Annotated in this window: 14 protein-coding genes and 1 tRNA gene; 7 read left to right on the forward strand and 8 right to left on the reverse strand. The window is 61.7% G+C overall.

The genetic code is table 11. From position 1 onward, the window contains the following. Positions 1–142: 142 nt before the first annotated feature. Both JHD73_RS11705 and JHD73_RS11710 read left to right on the forward strand, forming a co-directional pair. A complete protein-coding gene (locus JHD73_RS11705) occupies positions 143–2,545 on the forward strand; it encodes a hypothetical protein (protein WP_199030448.1) in 2,403 nt (800 codons plus the stop codon). 128 nt (positions 2,546–2,673) lie between these two features. Then, a complete protein-coding gene (locus JHD73_RS11710) occupies positions 2,674–4,410 on the forward strand; it encodes a P-loop NTPase fold protein (protein ID WP_199030449.1) in 1,737 nt (578 codons plus the stop codon). Here JHD73_RS11710 and JHD73_RS11715 read toward each other — a convergent pair. Further along, positions 4,382–5,431 (reverse strand): site-specific integrase, encoded by a 1,050-nt coding sequence (locus tag JHD73_RS11715; RefSeq protein ID WP_199030450.1) that lies wholly within the window; start codon positions 5,429–5,431, stop codon positions 4,382–4,384. The genes JHD73_RS11710 and JHD73_RS11715 overlap by 29 nt on opposite strands. A 283-nt stretch (positions 5,432–5,714) precedes the next feature. Continuing rightward, positions 5,715–5,791 (reverse strand) — tRNA-Arg (locus JHD73_RS11720). Positions 5,792–6,446: 655 nt separating this feature from the next. On the opposite strand from JHD73_RS11720, the gene JHD73_RS11725 reads away from it, so the two are divergent. Then, on the forward strand, positions 6,447–6,650 hold the full coding sequence (locus tag JHD73_RS11725; RefSeq protein ID WP_199030451.1) for a hypothetical protein: 204 nt from the start codon (positions 6,447–6,449) through the stop codon (positions 6,648–6,650). A 12-nt stretch (positions 6,651–6,662) separates the two neighbouring features. On the opposite strand, the gene JHD73_RS11730 is transcribed toward JHD73_RS11725, so the two are convergent. From JHD73_RS11730 to wrbA, 3 genes are read right to left on the reverse strand one after another with little or no spacing between them, the layout of a single operon-like run. Continuing rightward, positions 6,663–8,075, reverse strand: coding sequence for an FAD-binding oxidoreductase (locus JHD73_RS11730; RefSeq protein WP_199030452.1), 1,413 nt, complete (start codon positions 8,073–8,075; stop codon positions 6,663–6,665). A gap of 6 nt (positions 8,076–8,081) precedes the next feature. Beyond that, a complete protein-coding gene (locus JHD73_RS11735; protein WP_199030453.1) occupies positions 8,082–8,474 on the reverse strand; it encodes a DUF2069 domain-containing protein in 393 nt (130 codons plus the stop codon). Further along, the gene (wrbA, locus tag JHD73_RS11740) at positions 8,471–9,064 is read right to left on the reverse strand and encodes an NAD(P)H:quinone oxidoreductase (RefSeq protein WP_104657604.1); all 594 of its coding nucleotides are present in this window, start codon (positions 9,062–9,064) and stop codon (positions 8,471–8,473) included. The genes JHD73_RS11735 and wrbA overlap by 4 nt, the downstream gene beginning before the upstream one ends. A gap of 79 nt (positions 9,065–9,143) precedes the next feature. On the opposite strand from wrbA, the gene JHD73_RS11745 reads away from it, so the two are divergent. Next, a complete protein-coding gene (locus tag JHD73_RS11745) occupies positions 9,144–10,469 on the forward strand; it encodes a YihY family inner membrane protein (RefSeq protein ID WP_199030454.1) in 1,326 nt (441 codons plus the stop codon). A 4-nt stretch (positions 10,470–10,473) separates the two neighbouring features. Here the strand turns inward: JHD73_RS11745 and JHD73_RS11750 are convergent, their stop codons facing one another. Genes JHD73_RS11750 through JHD73_RS11760 form a run of 3 tightly spaced genes read right to left on the reverse strand, consistent with a single transcriptional unit; the run spans position 10,474 to position 12,987 of the window. Further along, complete coding sequence (locus JHD73_RS11750; RefSeq protein WP_199030455.1) at positions 10,474–10,791, reverse strand: Mpo1-like protein; 318 nt, start codon at positions 10,789–10,791, stop codon at positions 10,474–10,476. 31 nt (positions 10,792–10,822) lie between these two features. Beyond that, positions 10,823–11,653 carry an alpha/beta fold hydrolase gene (locus JHD73_RS11755; RefSeq protein ID WP_199030456.1) on the reverse strand — a complete coding sequence of 277 codons (831 nt, stop codon included), beginning with the start codon at positions 11,651–11,653 and terminating at the stop codon, positions 10,823–10,825. Then, entirely contained in the window at positions 11,653–12,987 is a 1,335-nt protein-coding gene (locus tag JHD73_RS11760; RefSeq protein ID WP_199030457.1) for an O-acetylhomoserine aminocarboxypropyltransferase, read from the reverse strand. The genes JHD73_RS11755 and JHD73_RS11760 overlap by 1 nt, the downstream gene beginning before the upstream one ends. A gap of 239 nt (positions 12,988–13,226) precedes the next feature. Between JHD73_RS11760 and JHD73_RS11765 the strand changes: the two genes are divergently transcribed. From JHD73_RS11765 to JHD73_RS11775, 3 genes are all read left to right on the forward strand, one after another. Further along, entirely contained in the window at positions 13,227–13,682 is a 456-nt protein-coding gene (locus JHD73_RS11765) for a CBS domain-containing protein (protein WP_021194694.1), read from the forward strand. A 94-nt stretch (positions 13,683–13,776) separates the two neighbouring features. Further along, a complete protein-coding gene (locus JHD73_RS11770; RefSeq protein WP_199030458.1) occupies positions 13,777–15,684 on the forward strand; it encodes an MFS transporter in 1,908 nt (635 codons plus the stop codon). A gap of 90 nt (positions 15,685–15,774) precedes the next feature. Beyond that, a complete protein-coding gene (locus JHD73_RS11775) occupies positions 15,775–16,191 on the forward strand; it encodes an FKBP-type peptidyl-prolyl cis-trans isomerase (protein ID WP_199030459.1) in 417 nt (138 codons plus the stop codon). Positions 16,192–16,211: the final 20 nt, after the last annotated feature.

Consider the following 16,211-nt stretch of genomic DNA (forward strand, 5'->3'; position numbering starts at 1 on the left):
TGAAACCTGCTACCGATTCAACCACCGTGACGAGGACTTGAAACCCTTACTGCGCAAGCTTCTGCAGGCAACCCCTACCCTCGAAATTCAACCCATTTTGGTCCGGTTTGGGTAGGAATTACCCAAAATTAAGGAGTAACACATGGCAGGATCAATGGGGCCGGACTCGTTCGCCCTGAACTCGGACGGGAGTGTGGTCATCCAGAATCCCGTCAACAACACGTCCGGAGTTCAGACAAGCCTGGACGGCGGGCCGAGCAACGCAACACCCCTCGCCCCTGGCGCGCGCATTGCGCCAACCGACTGGGCGGGTGTTACCTCGTCCAGTTTCCAAACGCTCGACGCGATCAACAAGCTGGCGGGCAACATCCTCCAGCCCTACGTCGAGGCCGAGCAGAAGAAGGCGTACTTCGAGGGTGCTGCGCGTGTGGCCCAGGGCCAGTCGCTCCAGCAGATTGAGAGCGACCAGCCGTGGTTCACCAAAATCTTCGGCCCGTCTGCCACCGTGCGCGGTGCGCAGGCTATGGCGGCTACCACCGCACTGACGCAGGCTGAGACGCAGACGTTGGAAGACATGCAGGAAATGAAGCAGCAGTCTCCTGACGCCTTCCGGTCATACCTCGTCTCGCAGGCGGCTGGTATCAAGTCCACTGGCGACCCGCTGGTGGATGCCACTGTGCAAGCCAAGCTGGCCGAGCAGTGGGGGCCACTGATGAAGACCCACATGCGCGAGCACATCGCGTGGCAGCAAGGCGACATGTTGGAGAAGCAAGTCAACATGAATGTCTCGCAAGCGGGCGCTCTGGCGGGCAAGCGTAAAGCGAACACGGCGGGCTGGTCCGACGAGGACCGCACCGTCGCCTACCAAGACGCCGTTGCCGCTGCGATGCCCGCTGCAGGTCAGCCGAAGCAGTCCTGGAACAAGGGCATGGTGCGCTCCCTCAAGGGCGCGCTGAGCGCGGGGTACTTCGACTACTACAACGCCATCAAAGCATCGCCGCTGTGGAATGAGATTGACGGCGACGCACGTGAAGCCCTAGAGGCAACCGTCCCACAGTACGTGATGAAGGACGCTCGAAACAACCCGGCGATCACCAACATCACGAATGACCTTGGGGCGCTTGAGTTCAACCTTTCCCACGGGGCCAGCGGTATCACTCGGTTCGAGGAGCTGAACACAGTAATCGACGAGTACAACTTTCGCCACCGCAAGGAGACGGGCAGCGACGAACCGCTTGTCAATAACACCAAGCGCGCGCAGATGCTCAAGGAGTGGATGACCGGCCAGATGCACGCGCAGACGCAGAACCTCGCCCTGGCGAAGAAAGAGGACAACTTCCGGCTGTCCGGGGACCTCGCGCGGCAGGCTTTCATGACGGGCAACGCCTCCAGCATCAAGGGTCTTGAGCTGGACTCGAAAGCAACGAATGACGCGATGAACGCCGAGTTCGACGCGGCGGTTGGCTCGAATGACCCGGCCATGATCCAGCGGTACTTCGACCGAGCGGCCCAGGTGTCACACGACGAGAAGCTACGCAGCTCCAAACTGCAAGAGCTGATGCAGGTACAGGTGCCCGCACTGACCAGCGGCAACGGCCCGCTCACCGATCAGCAGATCACCGCCCTCAACTACGCGAAGGGTCTGTACAAGACCCTGAACGGGCCGCAGGCCGTGGCCGACTACGTTGGCGCAAACAACGCTGGCAAGGTCATTCAGCTCATCAACAGCGGCGTGGATACCAACGACGTGCAAGCGTTGAATGCGCAGCGACAAGTCATCGCACATACGCAGTACAAGCAGGCGACAGAGGAAGACCGGCTTGCTATGCAGGACGCCATTACCAAGGCTGACCCGAGCCTATTCCGCCGCATCTTTTCAGGTCCCGGCTTGATGAAGGGATGGGATTTGTCGCCAGAGGTGAAGAAGAACCTAGGCGATGAGTACGCCAACGAGGCTGCGCACTACGCTCGGGCGTACAACCTGCCGATGGAGCAAGCGGCTCGCATCGTCTTGAGCAAGCGACTGGCCGGAGCTGATCTGGTGCCCGGAGCCGTCATTCAGGCCAACAACACCGTACAGGGCGACGTGTCTCTGAATTCTGCGGTAGCCCGTGTGCTGCACTCCAAGGCGGCAGCCGGTCAGTCCACGTCGATCTACCAGGACTCGATGAAGGAGCTGATCCATGACCGGATGATTGCCATCGTCAAGGTCAAGGGCGGCGACATGCCGAACTTCAAGCCTGACGATTGGGAGATTCGTTCGGGTGCGCAACTCGGTGACGGGCGACTCATGCTGTTCGTCTGGCCGAAGGATAACGACGCCAAGGTCCGTATGGGCGGACCGGCCTCACTGACTATCGGAGCTGGTCAAGACGAGAACGATAGGAGTGGGCTGGCTTGGTACATCAACAAGCTCAGTGTCTCGGCAGAGGAACTACGCAGACAGCTCCACCCGGACTACGGCAAGCCGGCTCGTACTCCGACCCTAGACCCACAAGGTTTCGAGGCCCGCAGGAAACAGGCTATGCGGGACCACGGGCTGTAACTACCAAAGCGTAGTGTGCCGGGGCCTCTTCGGAGGCTCGCCGTGTGCCGAGGTTTGGACGAAAATGCAGGTTACATGCAGCGCTGTCCCGGTTCAGAGCGGCGGGCGGCTTAAAGGGGGGGGATGGGATGTCGTTGAAAGCAACAAAGGAGCATTTGGTTCGATTGCTCGGTGAAGCAGACAACCGGGTTATCGCGTTGTCCGGGAAATGGGGTACTGGAAAGACCCATCTCTGGAATGAGGTCAAGGACGAGTCGGGCGATGAGAAGGTCAAGAAGGCGCTATACGTGTCGCTGTTTGGGCAGTCCAGCATTGACCAAGTAAAGAGGAAGCTCATCGAGTCGGCTATCCCTGCCGTAGCGTCGCACGGCGGAGCTTTCGATTCCTTGAAGCAAATTTTCCGGGTTGGCGTGAAAGCTGCGTCAGAGCACTACAAGGCGCTGGCCGCACTCAACGACTTGAATCTGCTCTTGATGGCTCCTGCGGTATTGCGGAACTCCGTCATCGTCCTTGACGACATCGAACGCAAGCACGACAAGCTCGGCATCGACGAGGTGCTTGGGTTCATCGACGAGTACTCGAATCAGTATGGCTCTCGCTTCGTCCTGGTTCTCAATGACGATCAGCTCGCCAATCAGGAGCTATGGAGCGCTTTTCGTGAGAAGGTCATCGATGAGGAGCTAAAGCTGGTCACGACGCCTGAAGAGGCGTTCACCATCGCGACTCAGTTGACACCGTCGCCGTACGCGGATGCTCTTGAGCGGGCGTCCATCTCATGCGAATTGACCAACATTCGCATCATCGGAAAGGTCATAAAAGCGGCCAATCGCATCCTGGGCAAGCGTCTGTTGGAAGAGGCGATAGTTGCGCGAGTTGTTCCATCGATAGTCTTGTTCTCTGCAATCCATTACAGAGGGTTGGAGGATGGTCCAGACTTCCAGTTCGCGCTGAATGCAGGGGCAACAGATTGGTCGAACTATGGGAGAGATAGGAGTGCAGAACCCTCTGCGGATGAAAAGCGCAGGGACCGGTGGAATTTGCTTTTGGGAGAACTGGGCATTCGCGGTTGTGACGATTTCGAGGTGGTGTTGGTCGAGTTCTTGGAGTCGGGGTTGTTTGACCCTAGCCGCGTCGCCACGATCATAGACGGCTACATCGCCAACAAGGAGCGCTGGGAGGCGCGCGAAACGGTTAGTCAGTTCGTGACTAAGGTCTACTGGGATCATCGCGCCAGCGATACCCAGTTGGTCTCCGAGGCCGCTGCGCTACCCAAGATCGCAGGAATGCTGGACCCATTCGTCGTCACTGAACTGGACGAAGCGCTGGCGAAACTTCCGGGCGGTGCTGCAATCGGCCAAGCGATCGTCGATGGTTGGATCACTGCATTTAGGGCTGAGAAGCACGAGGCAGTGAATGACAACAACCCGCTCAACCGTCCGCTGCATCCCGCAATACAGGCTGAATTCACCGCGATTAATGCCAACGCTCAGGCTCAGATCACTGTTTTAGACGCGTGTATGCACATCATCGAGAACAGTGGGTGGGGAACCATGCAGGAAGTCGCCATGAAGCGTGCTACTGCCAACGATTTCGAGGCGGCTATTCGGCAAATGGATCTCGATAAATTGAGCAGATTTATGCGTAGAATGATGGAAATGAGGCTTCAACGGCAGCAGTACGACCAGCACTTTGGGACGGCCACTGAGCGCTTTATGGAAGCCTGTAGAATCATCGCCGGCGATGCTGCCTCTCCTCGATTGGCAGCAGTGATTAGACGCCTCTTTGAGAAGACGGCCCTCGCGTCTGATCTATTGCTGCCTGGGGCCACGGCGCCCGCTAGTCCAGCTTCGCCGCCAAATCCCTGACTTGCAGGTGCGTGTAGCGCTGGAGCATCCTGATGTCTTTGTGTCCGGTGATGGAAGCCACCTCCATCTGTGATAGACCCTTCTCGAACAGGCGACTGGTGGCTTCATGTCGCAGGTCATGGAAGTGGAAGTTCTCAATCCCAGCACGCTTACACGTGCGGATGAACGCCCGCTTGACCGCCTCGGTGGTCAGGTCCGGGAACACCCGGCCTTGGCGCTCGTCCTCGGGAGCGATGCTCTCCAGGACTTCGACAGCTCGGCGGGACAATGGGACACCACGCCCGTGGCCGTTCTTGGTCGCGCCCTCCATCAGCCGGATGGTGCGCCGGGGCAAGTTCACACGGTCCCACTCCAGGGCCACCAGTTCGGACTGGCGCATACCCGTCTCCAGGGCCAGCTCGACAATCGCGCGGAGGTATCCACCACGGGTATCTGCGCACGCCTCGAACAAAGCCACCTGCTCTTGGGCAGACATGCGACGGTCACGCGCGGGAGGGTTCTGCGGGCGGCGTACTCCATTGAACACGCTGTCAGAGAGAACTACATCCCACTCCCTGCGCGCTAGTTTGAGCACCACGTTCAGAAGGGTTAGCTCGCGGTTGATCGTGCTGGCAGAGACTTGTGTGAGACGCTGGTCCCGCCAATCGCGCAGATCGCGTTGAGTTAGGTTTGTCAGATGGACCAGCGCGAGAGGTGAGTCCAGCATGGCGCGAATGCGGTACGTCTCAACGGCCGCCCCTTTCTTCTGTGGTGTTTCATCGACCAGATAGCGGTCCAGCAGGTCAGCCACGATACGAGGCCGGGCATGAAGCTCTGCCGTAAGTTGCGCCCGCCACTTTGCTTGTTTGGTAGCAGCGGCAGATGAGCGGATTCTCAACGCGGCCTCGGCGCCAAGCACCCAGCGCTCCGCTTCTTCACGGGTCGGAAATGTTTGAGATAGGGCAGGGAAACCCTTGCGGCGAATCTTCGCCTGGAACGTAGCCGCGCCTTTGTTGTCGGTGCGCTCGGAGATCGTGCCCATACCGCCATCCTCTGTATGTGGGTTGGTGGTACTGGGCGCTTACGTGCCGTTCCTCAGGTCGCGCCCATTGCGGGCACGGGACCGATTATGTCATCGGTGTTCTTCCCGCTTCGACGGTTGCCGATGTTTGTGGTGCAGTGAGTTGTCCGGGAAGGCTGTAAAGCAGCCTGGGGCGGCGGTTTGCGGGTAGTTTCCTTGGTGCACCTATGGCACACTGCGAGCGCAGTTTTCAGAAACCACTCCGATGTGGTGATTCTCTAAGCCATTGATCCATAAGGATTTTTGGCCTGCCCAGAGGGATTCGAACCCCCGACCGTCGGCTTAGAAGGCCGATGCTCTATCCAACTGAGCTATGGGCAGATGCGTGTGCTGCCCAGGCAGGTTAGCGACGAACGGCCTCCGGATGCCTGGGAGGCCGCGATTCTAACAGATGGCTGATACGGAAAACCGCGGCGCCCTAGCGCTGGGGCGGGATTTCCGGCGGCACGTCACCGGGCGGTAGTTCGATCGGTGGCGTCAGGGGTTCCGGATCGTGGACCGGGTCGTGAGACGGCTCATCCGGGGGCGGCATCTCGGGTGGCGGGCGCGGCGGGGGCTCGTGCGGTGTCGGCGGCGTGATGTGCGCACGCAAGCGCAATTCGGGCAAGGCGGAAAGCATGGATGGCTCCGTGACGGTTGGATGAATCCGGTTTTGCCCCAACCCGATCCGCAAGCGTCGTACCCACGCATCATCCAAATGGTGATACCTAAAATAGGTACCCCCCATTCGGGGGATTCTTTGATACATTTCGTGGCGTCGGGTAGTGCCATAACAAGTAACGATTCACTCGAAATTCCGCGCAACGACGTGGAACGCTGTGCCTACGCACGCCAATGGGCGTGACGGATGCCTTTTTCGGTTCCGACCAGACGGGAAATGGGAGTCTTGTTTGGGCAGCCTTGGGAAGCTGCTGTGTTTCGCCGGCAACAGGGTGCCAGGCGAGGCGTCAGCTATGGGGCAGGGAGGAAACGAAAAATGAGTACACGTCATGCAAGACGCCCGGCAGGGGCGTCACGATCCACGTATGTCCGCAACGCCCAGAGTGGGCGTATTGGTGACCGTTCCAATGCTGCGGGTCACCGTCTGCCACCCACTGGCGTGCCGCGCCTGCTGCTGTGGCTGCTGGCAGCGACGATTCTCTTTGCGGTAGCGAACTACATGTTCAAGCTGCTCGGCTGAAGCCGACACGGCTTACAACACCTTCCCCGGATTCATCAGGCCGCGCGGGTCCAGTGCCTGCTTGATCGCGCGCATGGCTGCCAGCTCGACCGCGCTCTTGTAGCGCGCGTTGTCCTCGCGCTTGAGCTGGCCGATACCGTGCTCGGCAGAGATAGAGCCGCCATGCGCATGCACGCTGTCATGCACGATGCGGTTGATGCCGTCCTGATGTGCCAGGAAGGCCTCATGTTCATGCCCTTCGGGCGGTGACACGTTGTAGTGCAGGTTGCCGTCGCCGAGGTGGCCGAAGGTCACCATGCGGATATCGGGGTAGGCGCAGGCCAGCGCGCGGTCGGTCACGTCGATGAAGTCTGCGATGCGCGAGATCGGCACGCCAATGTCGTGCTTGATGTTCTTGCCTTCGTCGGCCTGCGCCAGCGGGATGTGCTCGCGCAGGTTCCAGAAGTCGCGCGATTGCGCTACCGATTCCGCCACCGCCGCATCGTCGATCACGCCGCGCGCCAGAGCGTCTTCCATCAGCGCCTCGAACAGCGCACGGGCGTGTTCTTCGCTCTCCAAGTCGGACAGTTCCAGCAGGACGTATTGCGGATACGTCTGCGCAAACGGCACACGCAACTGCGGATAGTGCTTGCGCACCAGCTCGAGGCAGAACGCTGACATCAGCTCGAAGCCCGTCAGCAGCGTACCTGCGTGGCCTTGCGCGAGCGACAGGAATGCCAGCGCCTGACGCGGTGATTGCAGTGCCGCCAGCGCCGTCACCTTGGCGCGCGGCTGCGGAAACAGCTTCAGCGTCGCCCCGGTGATGATGCCGAGCGTGCCTTCTGCACCGATCAACAGATCGCGCAGGTCATAGCCAGTGTTGTCCTTGCGCAGGCCGCGCAGGCCGTTCCACAGCTCGCCGTTGGGCAGTACGGCTTCTACACCCAGGCACAACTCGCGCGCATTGCCATAGCGCAGGACGGCTGTGCCGCCCGCGTTGGTCGCTAGATTGCCGCCGATGGTGCAACTGCCCTCGGCGGCCAGGCTCAGCGGGAACAGCCGATCGGCCGCGGCTGCAGCCTCCTGCACGTTGGCAAGAATGCAGCCGGCATCCACGGTGATGGTGTTGTTGATCGGGTCGACTGCGCGCACCTGCTGCATGCGGCGCACCGAGATGACGACCGCGTTGCCTTCCATATCCGGCGTGGCGCCGCCGCACAGGCCGGTGTTGCCGCCCTGCGGGACCATCGGCACCGCATGCTCAACACACAGCCGCACCAGCGCAGCGACCTGCGAAGCATCGGCTGGGCGCAATACAGCACGGGCGCGGCCAGTGAAACGCTTGCGCCAATCGGTCAGATACGGCGCCTGGTCTTCCGGCGTTGTCAGTACGTGCGTGGCGCCGATGGTGTCAACGCAGGCTCGCAGGAACGCATCGTGGGTCATGGCAGGTCAGGTGCTCTGTTTGGCGTGTGCTTTGGCCGCACGTTTGAACGGACGCAGATAGAAAATCGTCGCGAAGAAGAACGTCACACTGAGCACAACCTCCACCCATGCAAGCGATCGCGATAGGCCGGCATCGGATGTTGCACGCACGATGCCTTCGGTAAAGAACAGGAGGATGAACATCGACGCCCACTGCATCGTGTAGCGGTTCTTGCGCAGCACGCCAGGCAGCGGCCACGCCAGCAGCAGCGCCTTGAGCGCGAGCCACGAGCCGCCCGGGCGCACCGGCGCAAGCCACAGTTCCCACGCGGCGCACAGCACGATCAGTGCGATCAGGCTGCTGACGCTCAGCAGATGCAGCGCGCGGGATTCCACGACGGGTTGATCGGCGAGCGTCATGCTGCGAGCTTCAGGGCGGTCTGGGCAAGCCGGCGGCCCATCGCGGTGGCGAGCGTGCGCTCGTGGGCGGTCAGCGGCGCGGTGTCACCACGATGCGCGACATGCGATGGCCCATAAGGCGTGCCGCCGGCATCGGTGGAAAGCAGTTCACTCTGTTGATAGGGCAGGCCGAGCACGACCATGCCATGGTGCAGTAGCGGCAGCATCATAGAGAGCAGGGTGGTTTCCTGCCCGCCATGCATGCTGCCCGTGGAGGTGAATACGCAGGCAGGCTTGCCAGCCAGCGCACCCGCCAGCCATTGCGGCGTCGTGCCATCCAGAAAGTACTTGAGCGGGGCAGCCATGTTGCCGAAGCGCGTGGGCGAGCCCAGTGCCAACCCGACGCATTCTTCCAGGTCACGCACTTCCACGTAGGGCGGGCCGCCATCGGGCACGTCCGGCTGGGTAGCTTCGCACACAGTGGAGACGGCGGGGACGGTGCGCACGCGCGCCTGGGCGCCATCCACGCTTTCAATGCCTTGCGCGATGGCCTCGGCCAACGCGCGGGTGCTGCCATGACGGCTGTAGTACAGGACCAGGATATCTTTCATAACAAAGCGTTGAGAGCGTCGCGGTATTATAGTTGCGCCCCCCAATCTCCCTCATTGGCCTTGCGCCGCCTCATTCTTCATGCTTTTTGATATCCGTGCGCTTCGTCAATGGAATGCCGCCAAGCTGCGTGCGCTGTCGCGTTATGCGCTGCGCCGCGCGGGCGAAGATCGCCTGCCTCAGGTGGCCGGCAGTCTGACGTTCACGACGGTGCTCTCGGTGGTGCCGATCCTGACGGTGGCGTTTGCGCTGTTCACGGCGTTTCCGATGTTCAAGAGCTTTCGTGCGGACATCGAAGGCTACATGTTCAGCAACCTCGTGCCGGGCAATATCAGCCGGCCGATCCTCACGTATCTGAACCAGTTTTCCACCAACGCCAAGGGGCTGACGGCTGCTGGCCTGATCGGCTTAGTGGTGACGTCGGTCATGACCATGCTGACGGTCGAGAATGCGCTCAACGCCATCTGGCGCGTGCGCCAACGCCGGCCGCTGGCGCAGCGTGTGCTCGTGTTCTGGGCGTTGGTGACGTTTGGTCCGGTGCTGATCGGCGCGAGTCTGTCGGTCAGTTCTTACATGGTGTCGATCTCGGCAGGCTACGTGCACAAGCTGCCGTTTGGCCTGGGCGTGATCGTGGGCGTAGTGCCGATCCTGCTGTCGGCGATTGCGTTTGCGATGCTGTATGTCTTTGTGCCGAACACCTATGTGGCGCGGCGTGACGCGTTTCTGGCGGGGCTCATTGCCGCCGTGGCGTTCGAAGTAGCGAAGCGCATCTTTGGTTCCTACGTGGCGCACATTCCCACGTACACCGCCGTTTATGGCGCGTTTGCCACGTTGCCGATTTTCCTGACGTGGATCTACGTGAGCTGGCTGGTAACCCTGCTGGGCGCGACCATTGCATCGACGTTGCCGATCATCCGTCAGGGCTACTGGCAGCGGCGTACCTTTCCGGGCAGCGAGTTCTTTGATGCGCTGGGTGTTCTGCTGCTGTTGTACCGCGCACGCGAACAGGCGCCGCGCACGGTGGCCGAGCTTGAAATCGGTCGGCGTCTGCAACTGGAGGCGGAGTACTTGGCTGACCTGCTGGCCAAGCTCAAGGCGCTGCACTTGGTCGGTAAGCTGCAGCAGGATCGCAGCGAGGCACATTGGGCGCTGCTGTGCGATGCCCATACGACTACGTTGCGTCCGCTCTATGAAAAGCTGGTGCTGAACTTGCCCCGCCTGCCCCGCACGTCGCTCGCGCGGCATCTGGGCGATACCCATGCGCTGGCAGCCCAACTGCACAATCCAGCGCTCGACAACACACTGGAGAGCGTATTCGCCACGGGTGAGCGCGGTGTAGCGGCTGCCACGCAGGCTGCCGCTGCACCGGCACCGGTGTCGAAGGTGCCCGCCGCCGCCCGCGCTTGATCGCTCAAAACGGAATCTTTCCGGTCCAGATGTCGCGGTACATCACCCAGTCGCCCATCAGGCTGTAGATCGGGTGACGGAAGGTGGCGGGCCGGTTCTTCTCAAAGCCGAAGTGCCCGACCCACGCAAACGCATAACCGCTAACAGCCGCACCAAGCAGCCACCACAGGTTGCCCGTGAAGATCAGCAGGATCAGGCATACCAGGGCCACGGTTGAGCCCGCAAAATGGAGGCGCCGACAGGTGCGGTCCTGGTGTTCGCCCAGATAGAACGGATAGAACTCGGCAAAGCTGCCGAATGTGTGGGTTTCGGTGCTGGCCATGGTGCGTCTCCTGATTCCTGCTGGGGCGCAGTTACGCGGTGGCTGCGGTCGGTTCCCGTTCGCGCGCAAAGGCAATCAGCGCATCGAGCGTGCCATCTGGGCATTCTCCCATGACCGCGTGCCCGCAGGGCAGGGCCACCACGCGGCTGCCAGCCAACCCGGCAGCTACCTGACGGCCTGCTTTGGCGGGCGTCATCTGGTCCTTCTCGCCAACGATCACGAGTGACGGGCACTGCACGGCTGCCATGGCCTCAGCGCCGCGTGCATAGCCGTTACAGGCTGAAAAATCCGTGTGGAAGACAGGCGCGTCTGAGCCGCGCGCCACGCGTTCCATCAGGCGTTGGCTGCCGCCATGCATCCAGAAACCCGGCCCCGGCGCCGACGGTTTGTCGGCCAGGCTGGAATGCGACCAGACGTTCACCATGTCGATCGCGCTGGCCGTATTGTTGAGCGCCGCGTCGAGCAACGCGTCAGACACCTTCATCGGCCAGGCGGTGGCGACTAGCGCAATGCGGCGCACGCGACCTGCGTATCGCGAGGCGCACTCCAGTGCAATCAGCGAGCCCATGCTGTGCCCGACCACCATCACCGGCTGGGTGACACCTGCGGCCTGGACAAGCGCCATGACCCAGTCGGCCATGGCTTCCACGGTTTGCAGGGGCGCACCGCTGCTGCGGCCATGTGCGGGCAGATCAACCGCCAGCACGCTGAAGCCGTGGTGCGCGAACCAGCGGGTCTGCAGCCCCCAGACCGAATGATCGTTCTGCGCGCCATGCACGAACACCACGCACGGCAGCGCCGGATTGAACGGCTTGCCACCGGTGTAGGCGTAAGCGCGTTCGCCTTGTACGGTCCATTCCATCAGCGGGCTCCGGTTGCGTTCGGTGCGGCTTTGCCAGGCGCGGCCGACATGGCGCGCTCGGCGGCTTTCAGGCCGCGTTTCAGATCGTCGATGAGGTCGTCAGCGTCCTCCAGGCCAATCGACAGGCGGATCGTGCCTTCGCTGATGCCGGCGGCAGCCAGCGCATCGGCATCCATGCGGAAGTGTGTGGTCGATGCCGGGTGAATGACCAGCGAACGCGCATCGCCCACATTGGCCAAGTGCGAGAACAAGCCGAGCGATTCAATGAATTGCTGGCCGGCACGCCGATCACCGCGTAGGTCGAAGCTGAACACGGCGCCGGCGCCACGCGGTAGCAAACGCTTGGCCAACGCGTGGTCGGGGTGCGATTCCAGTTCGGGGTAGGCCACCGACGCCACCATCGGATGGCTCGCCAGGAAAGTGGTGATGCGGCGGGTGTTCTCTACGTGGCGGGCCATGCGAAGCGGCAGCGTTTCGATGCCTTGCAGCAACTGCCATGCCGCCATTGGGTTCATGCACGCGCCAAAGTCACGCAGGCCCTCGCGGCGTGCGCGCAACAAGAAGGGGGCGACGGTGCTTTCCTCGGCAAACACCATGTCGTGGAAGCCCGCATAGGGCTCGGTCAGCTCTGGGTGTTTGCCTGCTGCCACATAGTCGAAGGTGCCGCCGTCGATCAGTACACCACCAATGGTGGTGCCGTGCCCGCCCAGGAACTTGGTCGCCGAGTGGTAGACCAGGTCTGCCCCGTGCGCGAACGGTTGCAGCAGCCACGGCGTGGTGAAGGTCGAATCGACCAACAGCGGCACGCCCGCGTCATGCGCGATCGACGCCACGGTCGGAATGTCGAGCACATCCAGCCCCGGGTTGCCGAGCGTCTCGCCAAACAGCAGGCGCGTGTTCGGGCGGATGGCCGCGCGCCAGCCGTCGATGTCGCCAGGCTTGACGAAGGTCGTTTCGATGCCGAAGCGGCGCAGCGTGTAGTGCAGCAGGTTGTGCGAGCCGCCGTACAGCGCCGATGAGGCAACGATATGCGAGCCGGCGCCCATCAGCGTGACAATGGCCAAGTGCAGCGCCGCTTGGCCAGAGGCCGTGGCGATGGCACCGACGCCGTTTTCCAGCGCCGCCATGCGTTCTTCGAACACGGCGACGGTCGGGTTGGAGATGCGCGAATAGACGTGACCCGCGCGCTCCATGTTGAACAATGAGGCGGCGTGTTCGCTGTCGCGAAACACGAAGGATGTGGTGAGGTGGATGGGCGTAGCGCGCGCACCTGTGGCCGGGTCGGGCGCGGCACCGGCATGCAGGGCCAGCGTATCGAAGCGGGCTTTGGACATGGATTCAAGCACCGAATGAGGGTCGAGACGCGGCATGCTAGCACTGCTGCCTGTTGCAGTGCATCCCGGGCAAACGCCGAGCGGGCGCGGTTTTTGACCGGGCTTTTCTGCCGCATTTTTTGTGCATGTGCTTGTCGACGCCCTCCGATTTGGGCTAGCATCGAAATACAACCATAACCATAACCCGCGCGCGGTCGCCCCTCGGCAGACTGGCACCCCAATACCCTGGGAGACGCAATATGAAAGTCAGCGACATTCTTCACGTGAAGGGCAACACGCTCTATACCGTGGCCCCGGAAACCAAGCTCCAGGTGGCCGTGCAGACGATGGCGGAATACGACATCGGCTCGCTCGTGGTGATGGAGTACGGCGAACTGGTCGGCATGCTGACCTTCCGCGAGATCATCAAGGTCCTGGCCAAGGGCCACGGCACGGTGGGCGAGGGCACCACCATCCGTAAGGTGATGGACGATCATCCGGTCACGTGCACGCCAGAAACCGAAGTCAATGAAGTGCGCCGCATCATGCTGGAGCACCATGTGCGTTACCTGCCCGTGCTCAACAGCCGTACGTTGATGGGCGTGATCTCGTTCTACGACGTCGCCAAGGCCGTGTTTGAAGAGCAGAACTTCGAGAACAAGATGCTCAAGGCGTACATTCGTGACTGGCCGGAAGAAAAAGCCAACGAAGACTGATCTGTACACTGTCTTTACCGCACACCCAAAACCCGCCCGCCGTTGCGAGCGGGTTTTTTGTTGAATCCGATTCGAACCACGATCGCCCCTGCTGATGAGCCAATCGAGCCAGTTTTCCCTGTTGAAGCAGCGTCGTTTCGCACCGTTCTTCTGGACCCAGTTCCTGGGTGCGATGAACGACAACGTATTCAAGGTGGCGTTCTCCTCTCTGGTCACGTACCACGCGGCGCTGTTTGGCAATACGGATCCAGCCTCTGCGGCGTTTCTGATCTCCGCCATCTTCATCGCGCCTTTCGTATTGCTGTCGGCCACCAGCGGGCAGATTGCCGATCGCATGGACAAGGCCCGGCTGATCCGCTTGGTCAAGACGCTGGAAATCGCCATCATGGCGATCGGCTGCGCAGGCTTTGCGCTGCGTCACGTCGAACTGCTGTATCTGTGCACGTTCCTGATGGGCGTACATTCGACGCTGTTTGGGCCCGTCAAGTACGCCTATCTGCCTCAACACCTGCAGTCGTCCGAGCTGGTGGGCGGCAACGGGCTGGTAGAAATGGGCACCTTTGTCGCCATCCTGATCGGCACCATCGGCGGCGGGGAGTTGGCCAACTACACGCGCAATGGCGATCTCATTGGCCCCACGCTTACGGGCATCGCTTGCCTGATCATTGCCGTATCGGGCTGGCTGACGGCGCGCGGTGTGCCGGTCTCTCCGGCGTCGCAGCCGGATCTGCGCATCAACTGGAATCCGGTTTCCGAGACGTGGCGCAATCTGAAGCTGGCCAGCAATCAGCGCGCTGTGTTCCTGAGCCTGATGGGTATTTCGTGGCTGTGGTTTGTGGGGGCGACCTTCCTGACGTCGTTCTTTGCCTTTGCACGCAACGTGCTCGGTGGTGACCAGAACGTGGTGACGCTGCTGCTGGCGGTGTTCTCGGTGGGCATCGGGTTGGGCTCGATGCTGTGTGAGAAGCTCTCAGGCCGCACGGTGGAGATCGGCCTTGTGCCGTTCGGCTCGATCGGCATGACTGTGTTTGCGGTGGACCTGTACTTCGCCTCGCACGCCGAGGCGCTGGTCGCGCACGATGTGCTGACGGGCATTTCGGGCTTCCTGCAGAACCATCGTCATTGGCGCGTGCTGGCGGATCTGTTCCTGCTGGCGATGTTCGGCGGTTTCTACAGTGTGCCGCTATATGCGCTGATCCAGAGCCGCTGTGAGCCGACGCACCGTGCCCGCATCATCGCGGCCAACAACATCCTTAACGCGCTGTTCATGATCGCCTCGGCCGTGCTGGCGATGGCGCTCACGCGCGCCGGCTTTACGATCCCGCAGTTGTTCCTGGTCACGGGCATCCTCAATGCCGTGGTGGCCATCTACATTTACACGCTGGTGCCGGAATTCCTGATCCGCTTCGTGATGTGGCTGCTGATCCATACCGTCTACCGCGTGAAGGTGGAGGGCGCCGAGCGCATTCCCGACGAGGGCCCGTGCCTGCTGGTCTGCAACCACGTGAGCTTTGTTGATGCTGTGGTGGTGGGCGCCTTCGTGCGCCGGCCGGTCCGCTTTGTGATGGATCACCGCATCTTTAAGGTGCCGTTGCTGTCGTGGTTCTTCCGCACGGTCAAGGCGATTCCGATTGCGCCGATGCATGAGGACCCCGAGATGCTCAAGCGCGCTTACGACACCATTGCAGAAGCGCTGGCCGAGGGCGAGGTGGTCTGCGTCTTCCCTGAGGGCAAGATCACGGCCACGGGCGAGATGAACCCCTTCAAGGAAGGCGTGCGTCGCATTGTTGAACGCACGCCCGTGCCGGTGGCGCCGATGGCGCTGCGTGGCCTGTGGGGCAGCTTCTTCTCACGCCACGGCGGCGCAGCGATGACGCGGCCATTCCGGCGCGGCATTCTCAACAAGCTGGAGCTGTGCATCGGTACGCCGGTGCCGGCGCAGGCGGTGTCGCCGGAAGGGTTGCAGGCGGCTGTGCTGGCATTGCGCGGCGAGCGGCTCTAGTGATTGGCGCCGCATCGGAATTCGATACACTGCCGGTTGGCCCGCGACCGGCCTCATTTCTTTCTACCCCAAACTCTCCCGTTATCTGCCATGAAACTCGCTTCTCTGCTGCTGTGCGCTTCGTCGCTTGTCCTGGCTGCTGTTACCGCGCAGGCTGCATCGCCAGCGTCGAGTGAAACCCTGCCCTCCGGTGTGGTCGTCCAGACCCTGACCAAGGGCACGGGCCCGTCGCCCAAGGCCAGCGATACGGTCAAGGTGCACTATCGCGGCACGCTCACCAACGGTACCGAGTTCGACAGCTCCTACAAGCGCGGCCAGCCGATCTCGTTCCCGTTGAACCGCGTGATTCCGTGCTGGACGGAAGGCGTGCAGAAGATGCAGGTGGGCGGCAAAGCCAAGCTGACGTGCCCGGCCGCCACCGCCTATGGTGATCGCGGCGTGCCCGGCACGATTCCGCCCAATTCCACGCTGAACTTCGAGGTTGAGCTGCTGGGTATTGGCGGCTGATCGATCGGCTTACAATAGCG

This window comes from Ralstonia sp. ASV6, from assembly GCF_016429285.1.
Classification (GTDB): Bacteria; Pseudomonadota; Gammaproteobacteria; order Burkholderiales; family Burkholderiaceae; genus Ralstonia; species Ralstonia flaminis.